Origin of the sequence: Pontibacter sp. SGAir0037 (assembly GCF_005491705.1) — a bacterium.
Lineage (GTDB): Bacteria > Bacteroidota > Bacteroidia > Cytophagales > Hymenobacteraceae > Pontibacter.
This window is the reverse complement of the sequence record NZ_CP028092.1, coordinates 1,799,771-1,814,824: the sequence shown is the minus strand read 5'-3', so window position 1 is coordinate 1,814,824 and position 15,054 is coordinate 1,799,771. Positions and strand designations below refer to the sequence as shown.

At 46.9% G+C, this 15,054-nt stretch carries 12 protein-coding genes; 6 read left to right on the top strand and 6 right to left on the bottom strand.

Annotated features, from left to right (window positions below; genetic code table 11):
• Positions 1 to 789 (top strand): SDR family oxidoreductase, encoded by a 789-nt coding sequence (locus tag C1N53_RS07480; protein ID WP_137758717.1) that lies wholly within the window; start codon positions 1 to 3, stop codon positions 787 to 789.
• On the opposite strand, the gene C1N53_RS07475 is transcribed toward C1N53_RS07480, so the two are convergent.
• From C1N53_RS07475 to C1N53_RS07450, 6 genes are all read right to left on the bottom strand, one after another.
• The gene (locus C1N53_RS07475; RefSeq protein WP_137758716.1) at positions 775 to 1,632 is read right to left on the bottom strand and encodes an alpha/beta fold hydrolase; all 858 of its coding nucleotides are present in this window, start codon (positions 1,630 to 1,632) and stop codon (positions 775 to 777) included. The two genes, C1N53_RS07480 and C1N53_RS07475, sit on opposite strands and share 15 nt — an antisense overlap.
• A 57-nt stretch (positions 1,633 to 1,689) precedes the next feature.
• On the bottom strand, positions 1,690 to 2,601 hold the full coding sequence (locus C1N53_RS07470) for a polysaccharide deacetylase family protein (RefSeq protein WP_137758715.1): 912 nt from the start codon (positions 2,599 to 2,601) through the stop codon (positions 1,690 to 1,692).
• Positions 2,602 to 2,700: 99 nt separating this feature from the next.
• Positions 2,701 to 4,083, bottom strand: a complete 1,383-nt coding sequence (locus C1N53_RS07465; protein ID WP_240773422.1) for a mechanosensitive ion channel family protein — start codon at positions 4,081 to 4,083, stop codon at positions 2,701 to 2,703.
• Positions 4,084 to 4,218: 135 nt separating this feature from the next.
• Positions 4,219 to 5,079 carry a bestrophin family protein gene (locus tag C1N53_RS07460; RefSeq protein WP_137758714.1) on the bottom strand — a complete coding sequence of 287 codons (861 nt, stop codon included), beginning with the start codon at positions 5,077 to 5,079 and terminating at the stop codon, positions 4,219 to 4,221.
• A gap of 228 nt (positions 5,080 to 5,307) precedes the next feature.
• A complete protein-coding gene (locus tag C1N53_RS22675; RefSeq protein ID WP_206077625.1) occupies positions 5,308 to 6,111 on the bottom strand; it encodes a membrane or secreted protein in 804 nt (267 codons plus the stop codon).
• A 96-nt stretch (positions 6,112 to 6,207) separates the two neighbouring features.
• Positions 6,208 to 8,106, bottom strand: coding sequence for a M1 family metallopeptidase (locus C1N53_RS07450; protein ID WP_240773421.1), 1,899 nt, complete (start codon positions 8,104 to 8,106; stop codon positions 6,208 to 6,210).
• 353 nt (positions 8,107 to 8,459) lie between these two features.
• Between C1N53_RS07450 and C1N53_RS07445 the strand changes: the two genes are divergently transcribed.
• From C1N53_RS07445 to ccoS, 5 genes are all read left to right on the top strand, one after another.
• Positions 8,460 to 10,181 carry a murein L,D-transpeptidase gene (locus C1N53_RS07445; RefSeq protein WP_240773420.1) on the top strand — a complete coding sequence of 574 codons (1,722 nt, stop codon included), beginning with the start codon at positions 8,460 to 8,462 and terminating at the stop codon, positions 10,179 to 10,181.
• A 28-nt stretch (positions 10,182 to 10,209) separates the two neighbouring features.
• A complete protein-coding gene (locus C1N53_RS07440) occupies positions 10,210 to 10,773 on the top strand; it encodes a plastocyanin/azurin family copper-binding protein (RefSeq protein ID WP_137758712.1) in 564 nt (187 codons plus the stop codon).
• Between the two features lie 699 nt (positions 10,774 to 11,472).
• Positions 11,473 to 11,964 (top strand): helix-turn-helix domain-containing protein, encoded by a 492-nt coding sequence (locus C1N53_RS07435; protein WP_137758711.1) that lies wholly within the window; start codon positions 11,473 to 11,475, stop codon positions 11,962 to 11,964.
• A 275-nt stretch (positions 11,965 to 12,239) separates the two neighbouring features.
• The gene (locus C1N53_RS07430; protein WP_137758710.1) at positions 12,240 to 14,642 is read left to right on the top strand and encodes a heavy metal translocating P-type ATPase metal-binding domain-containing protein; all 2,403 of its coding nucleotides are present in this window, start codon (positions 12,240 to 12,242) and stop codon (positions 14,640 to 14,642) included.
• 96 nt (positions 14,643 to 14,738) lie between these two features.
• Positions 14,739 to 14,915 carry a cbb3-type cytochrome oxidase assembly protein CcoS gene (gene ccoS, locus C1N53_RS07425; RefSeq protein WP_137758709.1) on the top strand — a complete coding sequence of 59 codons (177 nt, stop codon included), beginning with the start codon at positions 14,739 to 14,741 and terminating at the stop codon, positions 14,913 to 14,915.
• The last annotated feature ends 139 nt before the right edge of the window (positions 14,916 to 15,054 follow it).

The following is a 15,054-nucleotide window of genomic DNA, read 5'->3' as shown; positions in this document are numbered from 1 at the left end:
ATGGATTTGAATCTTCAAGATAAAGTGATTATCGTTTCTGGCGGGGCCAAAGGAATAGGGCTTGGCATCGTAAAAGTGCTGGCGGCAGAAGGGGTTGTGCCAGTTATCCTGGGGCGCGATGAAAACGATAATGCAAAGGCTCTGCAAGAAGTAGAGGAAGCTGGTGGCAAAGCTTATCAGGTAGTGGCGGAACTGACAAAACCTGACGCCTGTGAAACAGCTGTACAGGCAGTACTTCAAAGATGTGGCCGAATAGACGGACTCGTGAACAATGCCGGTTTAAATGATGGGATAGGGCTGGAGAACGGGAACTATGAAATGTTTCTGCAGTCATTGCACAACAGCCTGGTACATTATTACCTGCTGGCACATCATGCCTTGCCGGCTCTTAAAATATCCAAAGGCGCCATTGTAAATATCAGCTCCAAAACGGCAGAAACAGGTCAGGGCGGCACTTCAGGCTACGCTGCTGCAAACGGTGGGCGCAATGCACTAACCCGGGAGTGGGCTGTGGAATTGCTCAAGTATGGCATTCGGGTAAATGCCATTGTCGTAGCCGAAAGCTGGACCCCTCAGTATGAGAAATGGATTCAGACCCTGCCTGACCCTAAGGCAAAACTTAAAGAGATAACAAGCAGAATTCCGCTGGAGAACCGAATGACTACACCCGAGGAAATCGCCAATACCGCTGCCTTTTTGCTTTCGGAACGAGCCAGCCACACAACAGGCCAGATGTTGTATGTGGATGGAGGGTATGTACACCTGGACCGGTCTCTAGCCAATGCCTAAGAACACGCTTATTAACTTATTTACACGCGCAGGCTCTTCATGATGAAGCCAATGAGTGGCATTGTTTAGGAACTCGAGTTTGCCATTGGGGCACTTGCCGATGCTGGGTTCCGCCATTTCCTGCCCTAGCGTCGCATCGTTTTTTCCCCATATCAGCAGGGTTGGCGTTTCTACTTCTTTATCGATAAAGAGGCTGCTGTATTTGTAGGCTCTGTACCAGTTAATCATGGCTTCGATGGCATTGGGTTGTTGCCAGGCTTCTTTATAGGCTACCAGATCTTCTTCTGTAAAAGCGCCTTCTCTGGCTGTGCCCGTCATGCTCTTGACCAGAAATTTAAAGTCGAATGCTTCAGCTGTTTTTTCTGGCAGAAAAGGCGCCTGAAAAAAGCCGGTATACCAGCTCTTCAGCATTTGCGAAGGGTTCTTTTGCAGGTTTTCTTCCATAACAGCCGGGTGTGGCATATTCAGGATCACCAGTTTTTGGAGCAAATGCGGGAAGTGCATGCCCATTGCCCAGGCTACAGCTCCGCCCCAGTCATGGCCTACCAGTATTACTTGCTGTTTCTGTAACTGTGCTATCAGCTTTACAATATCACCTGTGAGCTTCTCCAGCGTATATTCCTGCACATCCGAAGGCTTGCTGCTGAGGTTGTAGCCCCTTTGGTCAGGCACTACCACATGGTAGCCTTTCTCAGCAAAAAAGCGAAGTTGCTTATGCCAGCCATACCAGTGCTCCGGGAAACCGTGCAAAAAAATTATAGTGTCGTTCTTCGAATCACCGGCTTCAACTACATGTAAACCAATGGCCGCTTCTGTGTGATAGGTGCTGTGATGTATTTCCATAGTGCAAAGCTTGAGCAGTTGTTCTACGTTGCTTATACACGAGCTAACGGAAGAGGTTTAGAAGCTGCCTTGCATTTTCTTTTGCAGGTTTGAGGCGCTCCAGTGGCCGCTGGCAATCAAGCGACGTATGGTATACAAAGGTTCTTCTTCATCGCGGGAGGTAGAAAGCTGAAAGGCGGCCGCTATGCCACGGCTTTTCAGTTCCGGAATAGCTTCTTTGTTCCAGAGGCCAAACGGATAGGCAAAATACTTCACAGGCTGGCCGGTGATCTCCTCCAGCTGCCTGGAAGGCTTCTCCACCTGTGTTACCCAATCCTGTTCCTTCAGCTTTTTTACATTCTGATGATCCCAGGTATGGGAGCCGATAACGTGGCCGGCATCTGCTAATTCCTTTACTTGTGCTCTGCTCATGTAGCGAGGTCGCCCCAGCGATACTGTCATGATAAAGAATACGCCCTTAAAACCATGCTTCTCAAGCTCGGGCAACGCTACTGTATACTGGTCCAGATTGGTGTCGTCGAAAGTGAGAATAACAGGTTTGTCAGGTAAGGGAGCACCCGTAGCCAGGTAAGCGAACAGCTGGTCTGGCAGGATGGTTTGATAGCCACTATCGGCCAGCATCTTCAGCTGCTCTTTAAACCGTTCTACCGGCACAATATAATCTTTGGCAGCCTGTGAGTCTCTGGCGTTCCAGTCCCTGATCTGGTGGTAGCAAAGAATCGGAACCTGCTTTCTGGCTAAAATTTCAGCAGGAGTAGCCATGGCAGGAGAGGGAGCTTCCGCCGTTTTTTCTGCAACAGTATTTATTGTTGGGATAGAGTCGACTGGTGCTGCCGTACTGCTTGTCTGTACTGCCTCCTTCCTGTTTAATTGAAATCCTGATGTATCACCTGACTTATTATAAAAACACACATACACAATTCCTGCAGCTAATATAGCAACAGCCAATAGCTTTAAACTTCTCCTCATCTGCTAATCCTAAATTAGAGGTACAAGATAAGGTTTGTCGCTGATTATGCCTTTGGGATAATCAAAAAGAGCAATAATTTTCTGAGGAAAAACCGTGTGTCATGCTTCATCTTGGTTGCGGAAAGATGAAGCATCTACCGGGCGGCCGTCAGGGTTAATAAACTGTACCTGCTGCCTTGGATAAACAGGTATGATTTTATGAAGGTATACTTCTTTGTTCAGCTCTTTGGTAATGCGGATGGTAAGTTCACTTTTCCATTTTCTTCTTTCACGGGCACCAACCAGGTAGCGAATGGTGATGTTGGACCAGGAATCGTCCATCGAAAGGAACACCTGGGGCTTATCCGTAACCACATCATGCAAACCTACTTTTTGCAAAAGCAGCGCATAGGTACGTGCCGGTTCTATCATATAGTTGCCTAACAGCTCTAGTGCAACCCTTTCCAACACCTCCATTGCCAGCTGCATGTCAGATTCATTGGCTACGGCTACAGCTAGTTCATCCCATACATAAGGGAAATCTCCTGTCAGGTTGATGACGGTGCCTGAAAGAATCTCATTGTTCGGAAAGGTAACCATTCTGCCTGTAGGCTGCTCTGCCTGCACAAAACCGGACTGGTAGGGGCCCCCGATTTCCCAAACTGTGGTTGTGAGGAAATCTATGCGGTATACATCTCCGAACACATCTCCCACACGAATGCGGTCGCCTACGCGGTAGTAGCCCTGGAAAGAGTTCAGGAGCCAGCCTGTAAAGCTTTCGATCGGTGTTTGCAACGACCAGGAAAGCGCAAGGCCTATCAGTCCGAAAGAGCCGACTAAAGCTCTGATATCACCGGCAACCACACTAAAGGCAATGCCAATGGAAAACAGCCATACTGCAATAGTAGCCATGGTTATAATGGCATTAGAGCTGTGCCAGTTCCCGATCAGTTTCTGAAGCAGCATCTTCACAAGCCGTGCAAACAGCCAGGCAAGGAGCAATGCAATAAGCGCAATAAAGATTTTAGGAAGGTTATACAGAAATCCTTCCCACAGGTCCTGCAGCGCCCCGATGGCTTCGTCGGCCGATTCTTTTGTAGAAGGCCCTTCATTTACTGTAGCTGCTGTATCGGTTTGCTGCAGATCATCTACCGCTATTTCATTTATTGTAGCAACAGTGTCAGAAATTTGTTCGGTTTGCTCTGTTTCCTGTTCCAGCAGCCCTGCTTCTCCGGGTGTGAGAAGCAGCAGGATAAAACCAGTAATGGCAACAGCCAGAACAGATGCCTGCCGGAAGTTCTTTAGCCTCTTTTCCGCAGCACCTCTTACGTTGGCACCTCTTCTCATTTTCTTTTGCCTGGTGCCGTTGATGCGCTTCTGCTGCGGCCGTGCACTTACAGCGCCTGTCGGATGCTGTTGTAACAGTTGCTGTTCTCTTCTGGTGGCGGGCCTTGTATTAGTGTTTTTATTCCTGGCGTTTTTATTGCTGTTTGGATTTAGCATGTTGTGCAGTAACAGTTCATGGTTTTATTTCTCAGAACTTATACGGCTGTTACAGGAGAATAGAAAAGGTAAATGGATCAGTCTAAACGAATGCGGCTGTTCTGCCAGATAAAATGGAGAAGTGCTCACTTTAAATCAGCTCAGCAGTTCTCCCACATGCTTGCGGATGTTGTGGCAAATCTGGTCGATCGGCAAATCGTTGGCATCCGAACCAAAGGGATTTTCAATCTCTTCTGCTATCAGTTCTAAACTTACCAGGGCATAAAGTATCAGAATAACCACAGGAATAACAAAATAGCCCATGCTGAACACCCACCCGAAAGGAAGCGTCATGACGTAAAAGAAGACGAACTTCTTGATAAAGACACTATAGGTAAATGGTATAGGCGTATTTTTGATGCGTTCACATGCGCCACAGTGATCAGTCAGAGCATGCACATCCTGCTGCAGCGCCAGTGTTTGTGAAGTGGAAAGATGGCCGATTTCGTGTAGAGCGTTTACCTTGGAAAACAGAGATGCTGCAATCTGGTTGGGCAGATGCTTTTCCCGCTTCAGGTCCAGCACCGGGTCAATTTCATGAAAGTCCTCATTTTCCCGGAGGAGGTACTTTAAGGCAAATGCATAACTCGGAATAACCTGCCGGAAGAATTTGCGGTCTTCAGGATCTTTCACACAAGCCTGCACTTTTATGGCCAGGTTACGGGAAGTGTTGGTTAGTCCGCCCCAGATTTTACGTCCTTCCCACCAGCGATCATAAGCCGTATTCGTTCTGAAAACAAGTAACAGTGAAATGACGAAGCCCAGCACACTATGCATCATTCCTACGTTGCGGATGTACTGCGACTCGGCCAGGTTCAGGAAATTAAGTTCTACATAGGCAATTAAACCGGAGTAAATACCTATGCCAATCATCAAGGGCAACAGTTTGCGAAAAGTATCGGCCCTGGAAAACCTGAAAATAAAGATAAACCAGTCTTTAGGATTGTAGTTGATCAAGGGTAGTTAGATGGTTAAATGTTAGAACGATAAATGCTTAAGAGTTAAGTTTTTAACTGATGGGTAATGTAGGCTTCATGGGGGGTGCTTGTTCTAAAGCAAGCATTTGCAGCACCATTGAAAGTTTAAACATGTTTTCAATGGTGCTGGTGCATGATAGGGAATGAGCTCCTTTTTTGATAAGCTTTAGGTTTAGTTTCCGAGATACGGGGTAGCTTTATAGCAAGCTTACTGTTTTGTCCATATCTCATAAATAGGACTGCCGGTGCTGCTTAAGCCTTTATGGTGCCATTCATTTCCTTTCACCTCATAATCGAAGCTTAGTACCGCGCCGACTCTCTTCGGATCGCGGGAGAAGAAATCAATCGTTTCGGTATACTTACCGTTGGCAGCGGTATAGGTGCCGCCGCCTGTGCCGGAGAACTGCTTGGTTTCGGTATTATAGGCAACCCACTGAAAGCGGGAGCCGGAAAGAAACTTGATCGTTTTGCGGGCCCCCTGCTGCATGGCGTTTACCTTGCCGTCCTGACCGGCTCGGCCTGTAATGCGCCAGGCTCCTGCCAGAGGAGTTTGCGTATTTGCCTGATCCAGCCTTTCCCAGGTTTGCTGTTGATTTCCAGACCCACTGAGCTGCCACCTGCCCTGCTGTTGCCTTACCTGAAAGCTTGACGAAGTTCCGACCTGCGTCGAATCCCAGGTATTGAATTCATAGGTTTCGGTATAGGTGCCATTCGAAAGTAGGTAGGTGCCGCCATAGGTGCCCAAAAACTTTTTATCTGTTTGGTTGTAGAAGGCGATAGTAAAGTAGCCATCAGAGGCAATTTTTACAGCAGTTATGCCTTCGCCAAGCTTACTTACCGCATCGCTGGCCGCTACCAAACGCCAGGCACCGGCCATATTAGCTGCCTGTGGTGCTGTTGAGGCGCTAACTGCTGTACTGTGTTGCAGCAGGCCAGGGGAGGAACAGCTCAGGCAAAGCACGCTGAATAAGACAATGGCAAATAGCCGGGTTAAGTTTAAAGAAGCTTTCATGACAATAGTTGGTTTTAATGTATATAGGCAGGATGTTAGCGATCAGAGGCCAAGTACCCGGTTCAGCTCCGGCATCTAACATTCTGCCTGTTCTTATCATTTCAGCATTTCATCCAGCGTGCTGGTAGATACAGCATGGTAATTAGGTCTGGCTTTGGCATAAATAGCCGCAGCTTTTCGTTTACCGGCCGGTGTGGCTGCCAAGGCCTTGTAAATAGGCACCAAAAACTTACGGCGGCCTACATGCGTCAGGAAATTGTCTAAAGCCTGATCGGCAGCTGTATAGTTGTTGCGTATGGTATGCAGGAACCAGGCGGCCAGAATTTCTGAGTTGCCAGAGTTGGTAAAGTTAAAAGCCTTATCCAGTGCCGCCATCTGTTGCTGCGGCATCTGCTCAGGCAGCAGCCTGATAAAGTGCAGCCATTCATGGCTCGACCAGTCCTGGGTTTGTAACTGTGCAGCAGGCGTGCCCTGGCTCCAGGAGGTGTAAGCCTGTTCTACATTGGCGAAGCGGCTGGAACTTGGCTTGTAATGGTTTTCGGGTAAGCCTGGGGAATAAACCCAGCCATTGATGTTGATTTTTTCTTCCAGTTGTTCGTCTCCCCGGATTAGTTCTGACTTCAGGAAGTTCAGGAAGCGGTCGGTGTCGGTTGTTTGAAAGGCAAAGGTTTTAAAGTATTTGTTCAGAAAAGCATCAAAACGCTCACGGCCTACGGCTGCCTCTATGTTTTTCAAGAAGAAGTTTCCTTTTTCATAAGCAATATCTGTTAAGCCCTCGTCCGGATCACGGCCTTCCAAATCCAGTTTTAAACGGGTGTCTTCGCTGTCTCTGCCAATATCATCCAGGGTATGCTGCAGATCCTGGTAACCGAGCACCTGTAGCATATCGGCATATTCTTTTCCATAAAGTTCTTCCATAATGCGCTGCTCGAAATAAACGGTAAAGCCTTCGTTTAACCAGAAGTCGTTCCAGGTAGCATTTGTAACCAGGTTGCCGCTCCAGCTATGGGCCAGCTCGTGTGCAATAAGGCTGGTGAGGGAACGGTCTTTGGCTAAAACAGTTGGCGTAACAAAGGTCAGACGCGGGTTTTCCATGCCTCCGAAAGGGAAAGAAGGTGGCAGTACCAGCAGGTCGTAACGGTCCCAGCGGTAGCGACCATAGAGTTTTTCGGCAGCCACCAGCATCTTGTCCATCTCTGCAAATTCATAAGCTGCCGCATCAATGGTGGCAGGTTCTGCATAGATGCCGGTTTTCTCACCTATCGGCCGGAAGACCAGGTCTCCTGCTGAAAGCGCCATCAGGTAAGAGGGGATAGGCTGACGCATAAAGAACTTGTATTCGCCGGTGGCATTCTTTTGCTGTGGGTTTTCGGCACTCATCACAGCCAGCAGCTCTTTCGGCACTTTTACCTTGGCGCTATACGTAATGCGGATGCCCGGGCTGTCCTGAATCGGAATCCAGGTGCGGGCCAGGATAGCCTGTGACTGGGTAAACAGGAACGGGTATTGTTTACCGGCTGTCTGCTGCGGATTAAGCCACTGCAGGGCTGCCGCCTCAGGCGAAGTGCTGTATTGGATGGTGATAGACTTTGTTTCCGGCTTAATGGCTATCGACAAAGGCTGGCCGAAAGGTTCTTTTGCCTCTCCTAATTTAAAGGTAGTTTCTGTTCGTTCATCACCTAAAAAAACTTTTTCAATCTGGAGATCGCGGGCATCCAAAATAATTTCGTCCGTCTTTGCCAGATTTTCTATCTGGTAAGTAGCTGTGCCGCTGATGATTTTTTGTTCAAAATCCACGGCAATATCCAAGTCGAGATGCTTTGTGACTGCCTCAGTTGGTTTCGAATAGCTGTGCACATCCCGTGGTAAGGTGCCTGAATTTTCTTCTGTAGTACTCATTGTCTGGTCAGATTTAGCATTCTGGTTATTGCAGGAGGTAAGCATTAAAGAACCAGCCACGCAACATCCTAATAGGTATCGGTACGTTTTATTCATTTTTATAAAGGTGCTTTACAATTGGAAAGTTACAGGTTTTATGGGGAAAGGGAAAATCAAGTGACAGGAAGCATATCGAAACTTTTTTAGGAGGCAAGGTTAAGCTGGGTATAGTTCTTGTAGTGCTTTTATTATGTTAAATATTGATTACTTAAATTATTCTGTTGTGGATAAGGTCTGACACAAAACATTTTACTGGAAATTGAAGTACATAAAGCTTAAGTAGCTAAATGCCCTTATCAGGAGTAGTTAATTAGCACTAATCTAATATTAATATACTCGAAATTCTATACTGGACAAAGCTCCGGCGCAATTAAATACTAAAAGATATTAAAATGAACCCTTATATAAAAATGAAACCAACCTATCTGGCTGCTCTTTGCCTGCTTTTGTTGGCCACCTTTGGCTGTAACAGAAACGGAGGCGATGGTAAAAATGGCGACGGCTCAGGCGGACTTTTCGGAAGTAAGTCTGATGAGGTAAAAACAGACAGCCTATTCATTAAAAAATACATCAGCAATAAGCAGGCATTCAAAGAGCAGGAAGAGCTGGTGTACTTGTTCTACGGCGACCGTGACTATACGTTGGGCTGGTTTAAAGATGATAAACTGGTGCCTCAGACAGAGCGGTTTTTAGAAGTCATTAACCGGGCTACCAAGGAGGGCCTTGACCCGAAAGAGTATAAAGTGGTGAACTTCGAGGAAATGTTTAAGCGGTATGATGCAATGAGCAAGCGCGATACAGCCCGTCACCAGCTTCAACAGGAAATCGATGTGGCTTTAACGGCATCTTATTTTAATTATGCTTCTGATTTCTATACCGGGCGTATCAACCCTTCTGATACAAAGCAGGTGAACTGGAATGTCAGGAAAAATAAGATAAAGCTTCATAAAGCCCTTCAGACGATTCTGAAAGAGCGGGAGAGTACATACCCCTATTATGAATTTGAAGCCCTGCACGATGGCTATGTGAAGCTGCGGGAAGCCCTGCAGACTTACAGAGCTCTGCAGGAAAAAGGAGGCTGGCCTAAAGTAGAACTCGGTGCCAGTAAGTCGCTTAAAAAAGGAGACACGGCTGAGGCTGTTCTGACTATACGCAAACGCCTGAACCCCGGGCAGCAGTTAGATCCGGCCAATCCGAGCTTAAGGCTATTCGACGACAACCTGGACAAGCAGGTGAAGCAGTTCCAGCGTTTACACGGCCTTGCCGAAGACGGTGTTGTGGGTGGCAATACTCTTAAAACCATGAATGTGTCTATTGAGGACCGGATTGACCAGATTATGATCAATATGGAAAGGTGGCGCTGGATTCCGAAACGCATGGTTCCTAAAAAGCTGGACCAGAAGTATGTGTGGGTAAATATCCCCGAGTACAAACTTTATATCTACGAAGATCCTGATAACGACCCGGAGGCGGAGCGTCAGTATAAAAAAGTAGAGGAGATGCGGGTAATTGTAGGTAAAACTATGCACTCGACCCCGATTTTCAGTGAGAAGATGGAGTATGTGGTCATGGCGCCTTACTGGAACGTGCCCAACAGCATTGTTGCCAATGAGATAAAGCCTGCTATCATGCGCGATCCGAACTACCTGAACCGCAATAATATGGAGATTGTGACTAAAGACAAAGCAAACAATCCGATCTCACAGGATGCTATTGACTGGGCTAGTGTAACCGAAGAAAACTTTCCATACCTGATCCGTCAAAAGCCAGGACCAAAGAACTCTTTAGGCTCTATTAAATTCCTGTTCCCGAATGAGTATTCCGTATACCTGCATGATACACCGGCAGATGCACTTTTCAGCCAGACAGACCGTAACTTCAGTCATGGATGTGTGCGTGTGGAACGGCCCGTCGATTTAGGAACTTATGTCTTGAAAGATATGCCAGAGTGGAATGCCGGCAAAATTCAGGAAACGATTAACGGCGGAGAGGAAACCTGGGTTACTTTACCGAAGCCGATACAGGTATACCTCGTCTATTTTACCAGCTGGGTAGATGACAATGGCAACCTGAACTTCCGGGAAGACATTTACGGGCATGATAAGAAGCTGGAAAATGAGTTCTTTAGCTAAGGGCTCTCTTCCGATTTAATTTTAGATTATGAAGAACTATAAATGGACAGGTTTATTTCCGGCGCTTCTCTGTATAATGATGGCTTGCGGGCCACAGCAGGCAGAGGAAACAGCTTCTGCTCCGGCAAAGACAGAAGACTCTCTGGCCGCTAACCAACAACTGCAGATGGCCGGGGATGCGCAAAAAGAACCGGACAGCACCTTACAGGACCTGGAGGAGCTAACCCTGCATGCCATTGGCGACGATAATGACAGCACCAGATTCGATCAGGATACGCTTGAAGTAAAGGCTGGTGCCAAAGTGGTTCTCCTCTTGATTAACGAAGGAACAGAGCAGTCCATGATACACAACATCATCATTACAAAGCGTGGTAAAGCAGGGGCAATCGAAAGGGCAGGTAAGAAAATCGGAGCATCTGGTAGCTATGTGCCCACCAGCCCAGATGTAATTGCTTCGTCACCTCTGGCCCTGCCAGGGCAGAAGGTGACGATTGAGTTTAACGCGCCTGCAGAGGCGGCTACCTACGACTTTGTCTGTACTTATCCGGAGCATCATCACCCAAGAACTGGTCTGCTTGTGGTGAAAAAATAATTAGACTAATTTTATATGGCAAAAGCCTGCTCTTTTTGAAAGGAGCAGGCTTTTTTATTTAGTATTTCCTGTGTCTGATGGCCATATACTGCATAGGTGTCTGTAAAAGTACAATTTTGATTGCCCTAGGTGTTTGTTGTTGCCCGAAAGTTTTCAGTAGAGCGGTCAGGGCCCGATGCTTCCATTCATATGCTAAGCCGCATAACCCAAGGCAGGTAATGCGAGTGGGGGAGAGGAGGAGGCAGGCGCTTCCGATGGTTAAGGAAGGGGTAATGTTATGACTACCTAACTGGCAAAACTGAGGCGTCTACAGAAGAAAGTTTCCCGCTTATTAATCCTTCTTTGCCTACAGTCGTGCCGGTGAAGGCCTGCTGTTATCTATAGTTAGGTAAAGCTTACAGGTGGTTTTCGCTGTTAAAACGGCAGAAATTATAGAGAAGAATCTATGAGTCAGAATAGGAGACCACAATATAAGTTTAAAATACTGTTTACAAATGTATATAGAAATGTAAATAGTAAATTATAGTTCCTATCGTAAATGTTATAATTGTATTATATTAGCTTGATTATGAGTGTAAAATGATGATGATTTAAAGTTTTTGTTTGCATTTAAAGAGACTATTTATTTTACCTTATAAACAAGCATTATTAAGCTTCAGAAATAAAGTTTACATTTGTATTACAATTGTAAATAGTGATATGATTGATCGGATAAGGCAATTAATGGAGTATAAAGGGCTATCTTCGTCTCAGTTTGCAGATAGCATTGAGATTCCGCGGGCGGTGCTCAGTCATATACTGAGCGAAAGAAATAAACCCAGCCTGGATGTAATGGTCAAGATTGCTGCAGCCTTCCGGGACATTCGCATGGCTTGGCTTTTTATGGGTGAAGGAAGTATGGTAGAAGCAGCAAAGGAATCTACGGCTCAAGCTGCTACTGCTGCGGAGGAGGTAACAAAACCAGAGACTCCATCTGAACCATGGCAGGAAGGGGCAACAGGTCCTGCGCCTGAAAGAACGCAGCCATCTCCGGAAAATGCGCAAGCCAAGGCTGCAGCTGATACTGGAAATGTTATAAATAAAGAAACTAATGCCTCCTTTCTGCAGGCGATACTTGCCAACCCTAAATCAATTGAGCAGGTTATGATCTTCTACACAGACAGGACATTTGCCGTCTATAAGCCTGGTTAAGAATTGAATTTTGCCAATATCTGTCATCGTGTTGCTTAAAGTACCTGTTAATTGATCCGGACATCAAATCCGGCTCCGCTATGTGTAATCAGGCAGTGAAACTTATAGACCTTTTAGCGCTGAACCGGCCAGTCCTCCTTTACCTCTATCCGCCGGTGTTCCTGCTTAAATCTGGGTGTGGCCTGATATGAATCAGCTCCTGTGCTGACAATTGTCATCTTTTCCAACAGAGCGTCCTTCTACTTTTGTACTAGTCTTAAACAAAGAAACAAGAGATGGAAGCCGCACTCCAAACCGATGTTCATACCTGTTATCATTGCGGGGACACCTGTAATGAAGCACCCATTGTCGCACATGATAAAACGTTCTGCTGCGACGGGTGCAAAGCCGTGTATGAGCTCCTTGAAGAAAACAACCTCTGTACTTATTATAACCTGGAGCAGAGCCCGGGTATTACAGGTAAATCTACTGCAGGGGAAGCCAGGTTTGCCTACCTGGATGATGCCGGTGTAGAGCAACAACTGATCAATTTCAGGAACGAGTCTATTTGCAAGCTTACTTTTTACATACCCCAGATGCATTGTAGTTCCTGTATCTGGTTACTGGAAAACCTGTTTAAGCTGAACCCGGGCATTTCTGAAACCACGGTTAACTTCCTGCGCAAAGAAGTAGCCATTACTTATTTTCATCAGAAGACAACTTTAAGGGAGGTAGTGCAGCTGCTTTCCCGCATCGGGTATGAACCATCCATGACACTGGCCGATACCGACGGGAAAAAGAAATGTACACAGAGCCGCGCCATTATCTATAAATTAGGAATAGCAGGCTTCTGCTTCGGTAACGTTATGCTGCTGGCTTTCCCCGACTACCTGGCGGTAACCGAAGGGTTGCAACGTACTTTTGGCTCCTTCTTTGGCTATTTAAGCATTATCCTTTCCATTCCGGTTTTCCTGTATAGCGCCAGGGGGTTTTTCACTTCCGCACTGGAAGGCATCCAGCAGCGTATGGTGAACATCGATCTGCCTATCTCTACGGGTTTGCTGGCCCTGTTTATAGTTAGCATCTTTGATATTGTGACCCATCGCGGCCCGGGGTACCTCGATTCGTTTACCGGGCTCGTGTTCTTTATGCTGATCGGAAAATATTTTCAGCAGCGAACCTACGATACCTTATCGTTCGATAGAGACTACACCGCTTATTTCCCGGTTTCAATTACAGTGCTGAAAGACGGAGTGGAAGAAGCAGTGCCTGTGCGAAACCTGAAAGTGGGAGATCGCATCCGTATCCGCAACCAGGAGCTTATACCTGCTGATGCCATACTCCTGCGGGGGCATGCAATGATCGACTATAGCTTTGTATCAGGCGAATCAGATCCGGTGCAGAAAGTAGCAGGCGAAGTGATTTACGCAGGTGGTCGCCAGGTAGGGGAGAGCCTGGAACTGGAAGTGGTAAAAGAGGTGTCGCAGGGTTACCTTACGCAGCTGTGGAACGACCATGTCTTCTCCAGGAAAGAAGAGCAGAAATTACATACTTACTCCAATGTGGCGGGTAAATGGTTTATCATTGTTACCTTGTTTGTAGCCGCCGGGGCACTTTGGTACTGGGTGCCGCGCGACATGGATATGGCCATGAAAGCTTTTACCTCGGTTCTTATAATTGCCTGCCCATGTGCCTTATCGTTGGCGACTCCATTTGTACACGGGCATACCATGCGGGTATTTGGCAGAAACAAATTCTATCTTAAAAATACCTCTGTTGTAGAAACACTGGCAAAAATTGATACGGTTGTTTTTGATAAGACCGGAACCTTGACGGAGCCCAGTGCTGCTGAGATTACCTTTACAGGAAAAGCCCTGAATGCCGCAACAGAGCAGACGGTACGGTCGGTATTGAGCCATTCCACTCACCCGCTGAGCCAGCGCATTTACGAAGTGCTGAAAGGGGATACACTGGAGGTGCGGCACTTTAATGAAGTACCCGGCAAAGGCCTGGTTGGTGAGGTAAACGGACACCTGGTGCGCATTGGCTCTGCCAGCTACCTTGGGGTTCCGGGCGATGCTTCTAAAGATACTTTAAAGACCAATGTTTATGTTGCTATAAATGGGGTACTGCTTGGATTTTATACCTTCTATAATGTATACCGCGAGGGAGTTCAGCAGGTATTAAACGGACTTCAGGATAAGAAGATTGCTGTATTATCAGGTGATAACAACCACGAAGAGGCCAGGTTGAAGGAGCTGCTGGGAGATGAGGCCGAACTGAACTTTAACCAGTCGCCGGTGCAGAAGCTGGAGTATATTCAAAAGCTGAAGGAACAGCACCACCAGGTACTGATGGTAGGGGACGGACTGAACGATGCCGGGGCTTTGAAGCAGAGCGATGCGGGCATTGCCTTGACTAACAGCATTACCAACTTCTCCCCGTCCTGCGATGCCATTCTGGATGCATCTTCTTTTGGCAGGCTCAGCACCTTCCTGGCCTTCTCAAAAAAGACGATGAACATTATCCTGGCCACTTTTGCGGTTTCGCTGATCTATAATGTGGTAGGGCTATCGCTGGCCGTGCAGGGACTGTTTTCTCCTATTGTATCTGCTATCCTGATGCCGATCAGCTCTCTCAGTGTAATCTTGTTTGCCACCTTGTCTGTAAAAATTGCAGCAAAGCGTGCGGGATTGTAAGTATCTGAACCAGGATTTTCAGGATTAAAGGATAATCTGGATTGCCTTCAGACGATGAGTCGTCCTTTCAACTCTTAACTCTTAACTCCCAGCAATATGTTCATCATTTTTCTATTGATAGGTATCAGTGTAACAGTGGCAGCTGCCTTTTTAGGAGCCTTTCTCTGGGCTGTACGCTCCGGACAGTACGACGACGATTATACACCAGCCGTGCGCATGCTTTTCGAGAACGAAGTGCCTGATAACAAGAAGCCAGCAGCAAAAGCCGACTAACAAAAAGAGATTACTTCTTGCCAAGGCCTCACAGTGTTTTTCAGGCCTGAGCGTGTCGGAACCACCAGCAGCAACTGACTACTATCATCGCTTAAACTGACATCGGTCATCTTTTTAAAAGCTCTTCTTTCGGAATTTT

Bases quoted from the DNA above. Each gene is read 5' to 3' on its own strand.
- C1N53_RS07480 (WP_137758717.1), top strand. From the start codon at position 1: ATGGATTTGAATCTTCAAGATAAAGTGATTATCGTTTCTGGCGGGGCC.
- C1N53_RS07475 (WP_137758716.1), bottom strand. From the start codon at position 1,632: ATGGAAATACATCACAGCACCTATCACACAGAAGCGGCCATTGGTTTA.
- C1N53_RS07470 (WP_137758715.1), bottom strand. From the start codon at position 2,601: ATGAGGAGAAGTTTAAAGCTATTGGCTGTTGCTATATTAGCTGCAGGA.
- C1N53_RS07465 (WP_240773422.1), bottom strand. From the start codon at position 4,083: ATGCTAAATCCAAACAGCAATAAAAACGCCAGGAATAAAAACACTAAT.
- C1N53_RS22675 (WP_206077625.1), bottom strand. From the start codon at position 6,111: ATGAAAGCTTCTTTAAACTTAACCCGGCTATTTGCCATTGTCTTATTC.
- C1N53_RS07450 (WP_240773421.1), bottom strand. From the start codon at position 8,106: ATGAATAAAACGTACCGATACCTATTAGGATGTTGCGTGGCTGGTTCT.
- C1N53_RS07445 (WP_240773420.1), top strand. From the start codon at position 8,460: ATGAAACCAACCTATCTGGCTGCTCTTTGCCTGCTTTTGTTGGCCACC.
- C1N53_RS07440 (WP_137758712.1), top strand. From the start codon at position 10,210: ATGAAGAACTATAAATGGACAGGTTTATTTCCGGCGCTTCTCTGTATA.
- C1N53_RS07435 (WP_137758711.1), top strand. From the start codon at position 11,473: ATGATTGATCGGATAAGGCAATTAATGGAGTATAAAGGGCTATCTTCG.
- C1N53_RS07430 (WP_137758710.1), top strand. From the start codon at position 12,240: ATGGAAGCCGCACTCCAAACCGATGTTCATACCTGTTATCATTGCGGG.
- ccoS (WP_137758709.1), top strand. From the start codon at position 14,739: ATGTTCATCATTTTTCTATTGATAGGTATCAGTGTAACAGTGGCAGCT.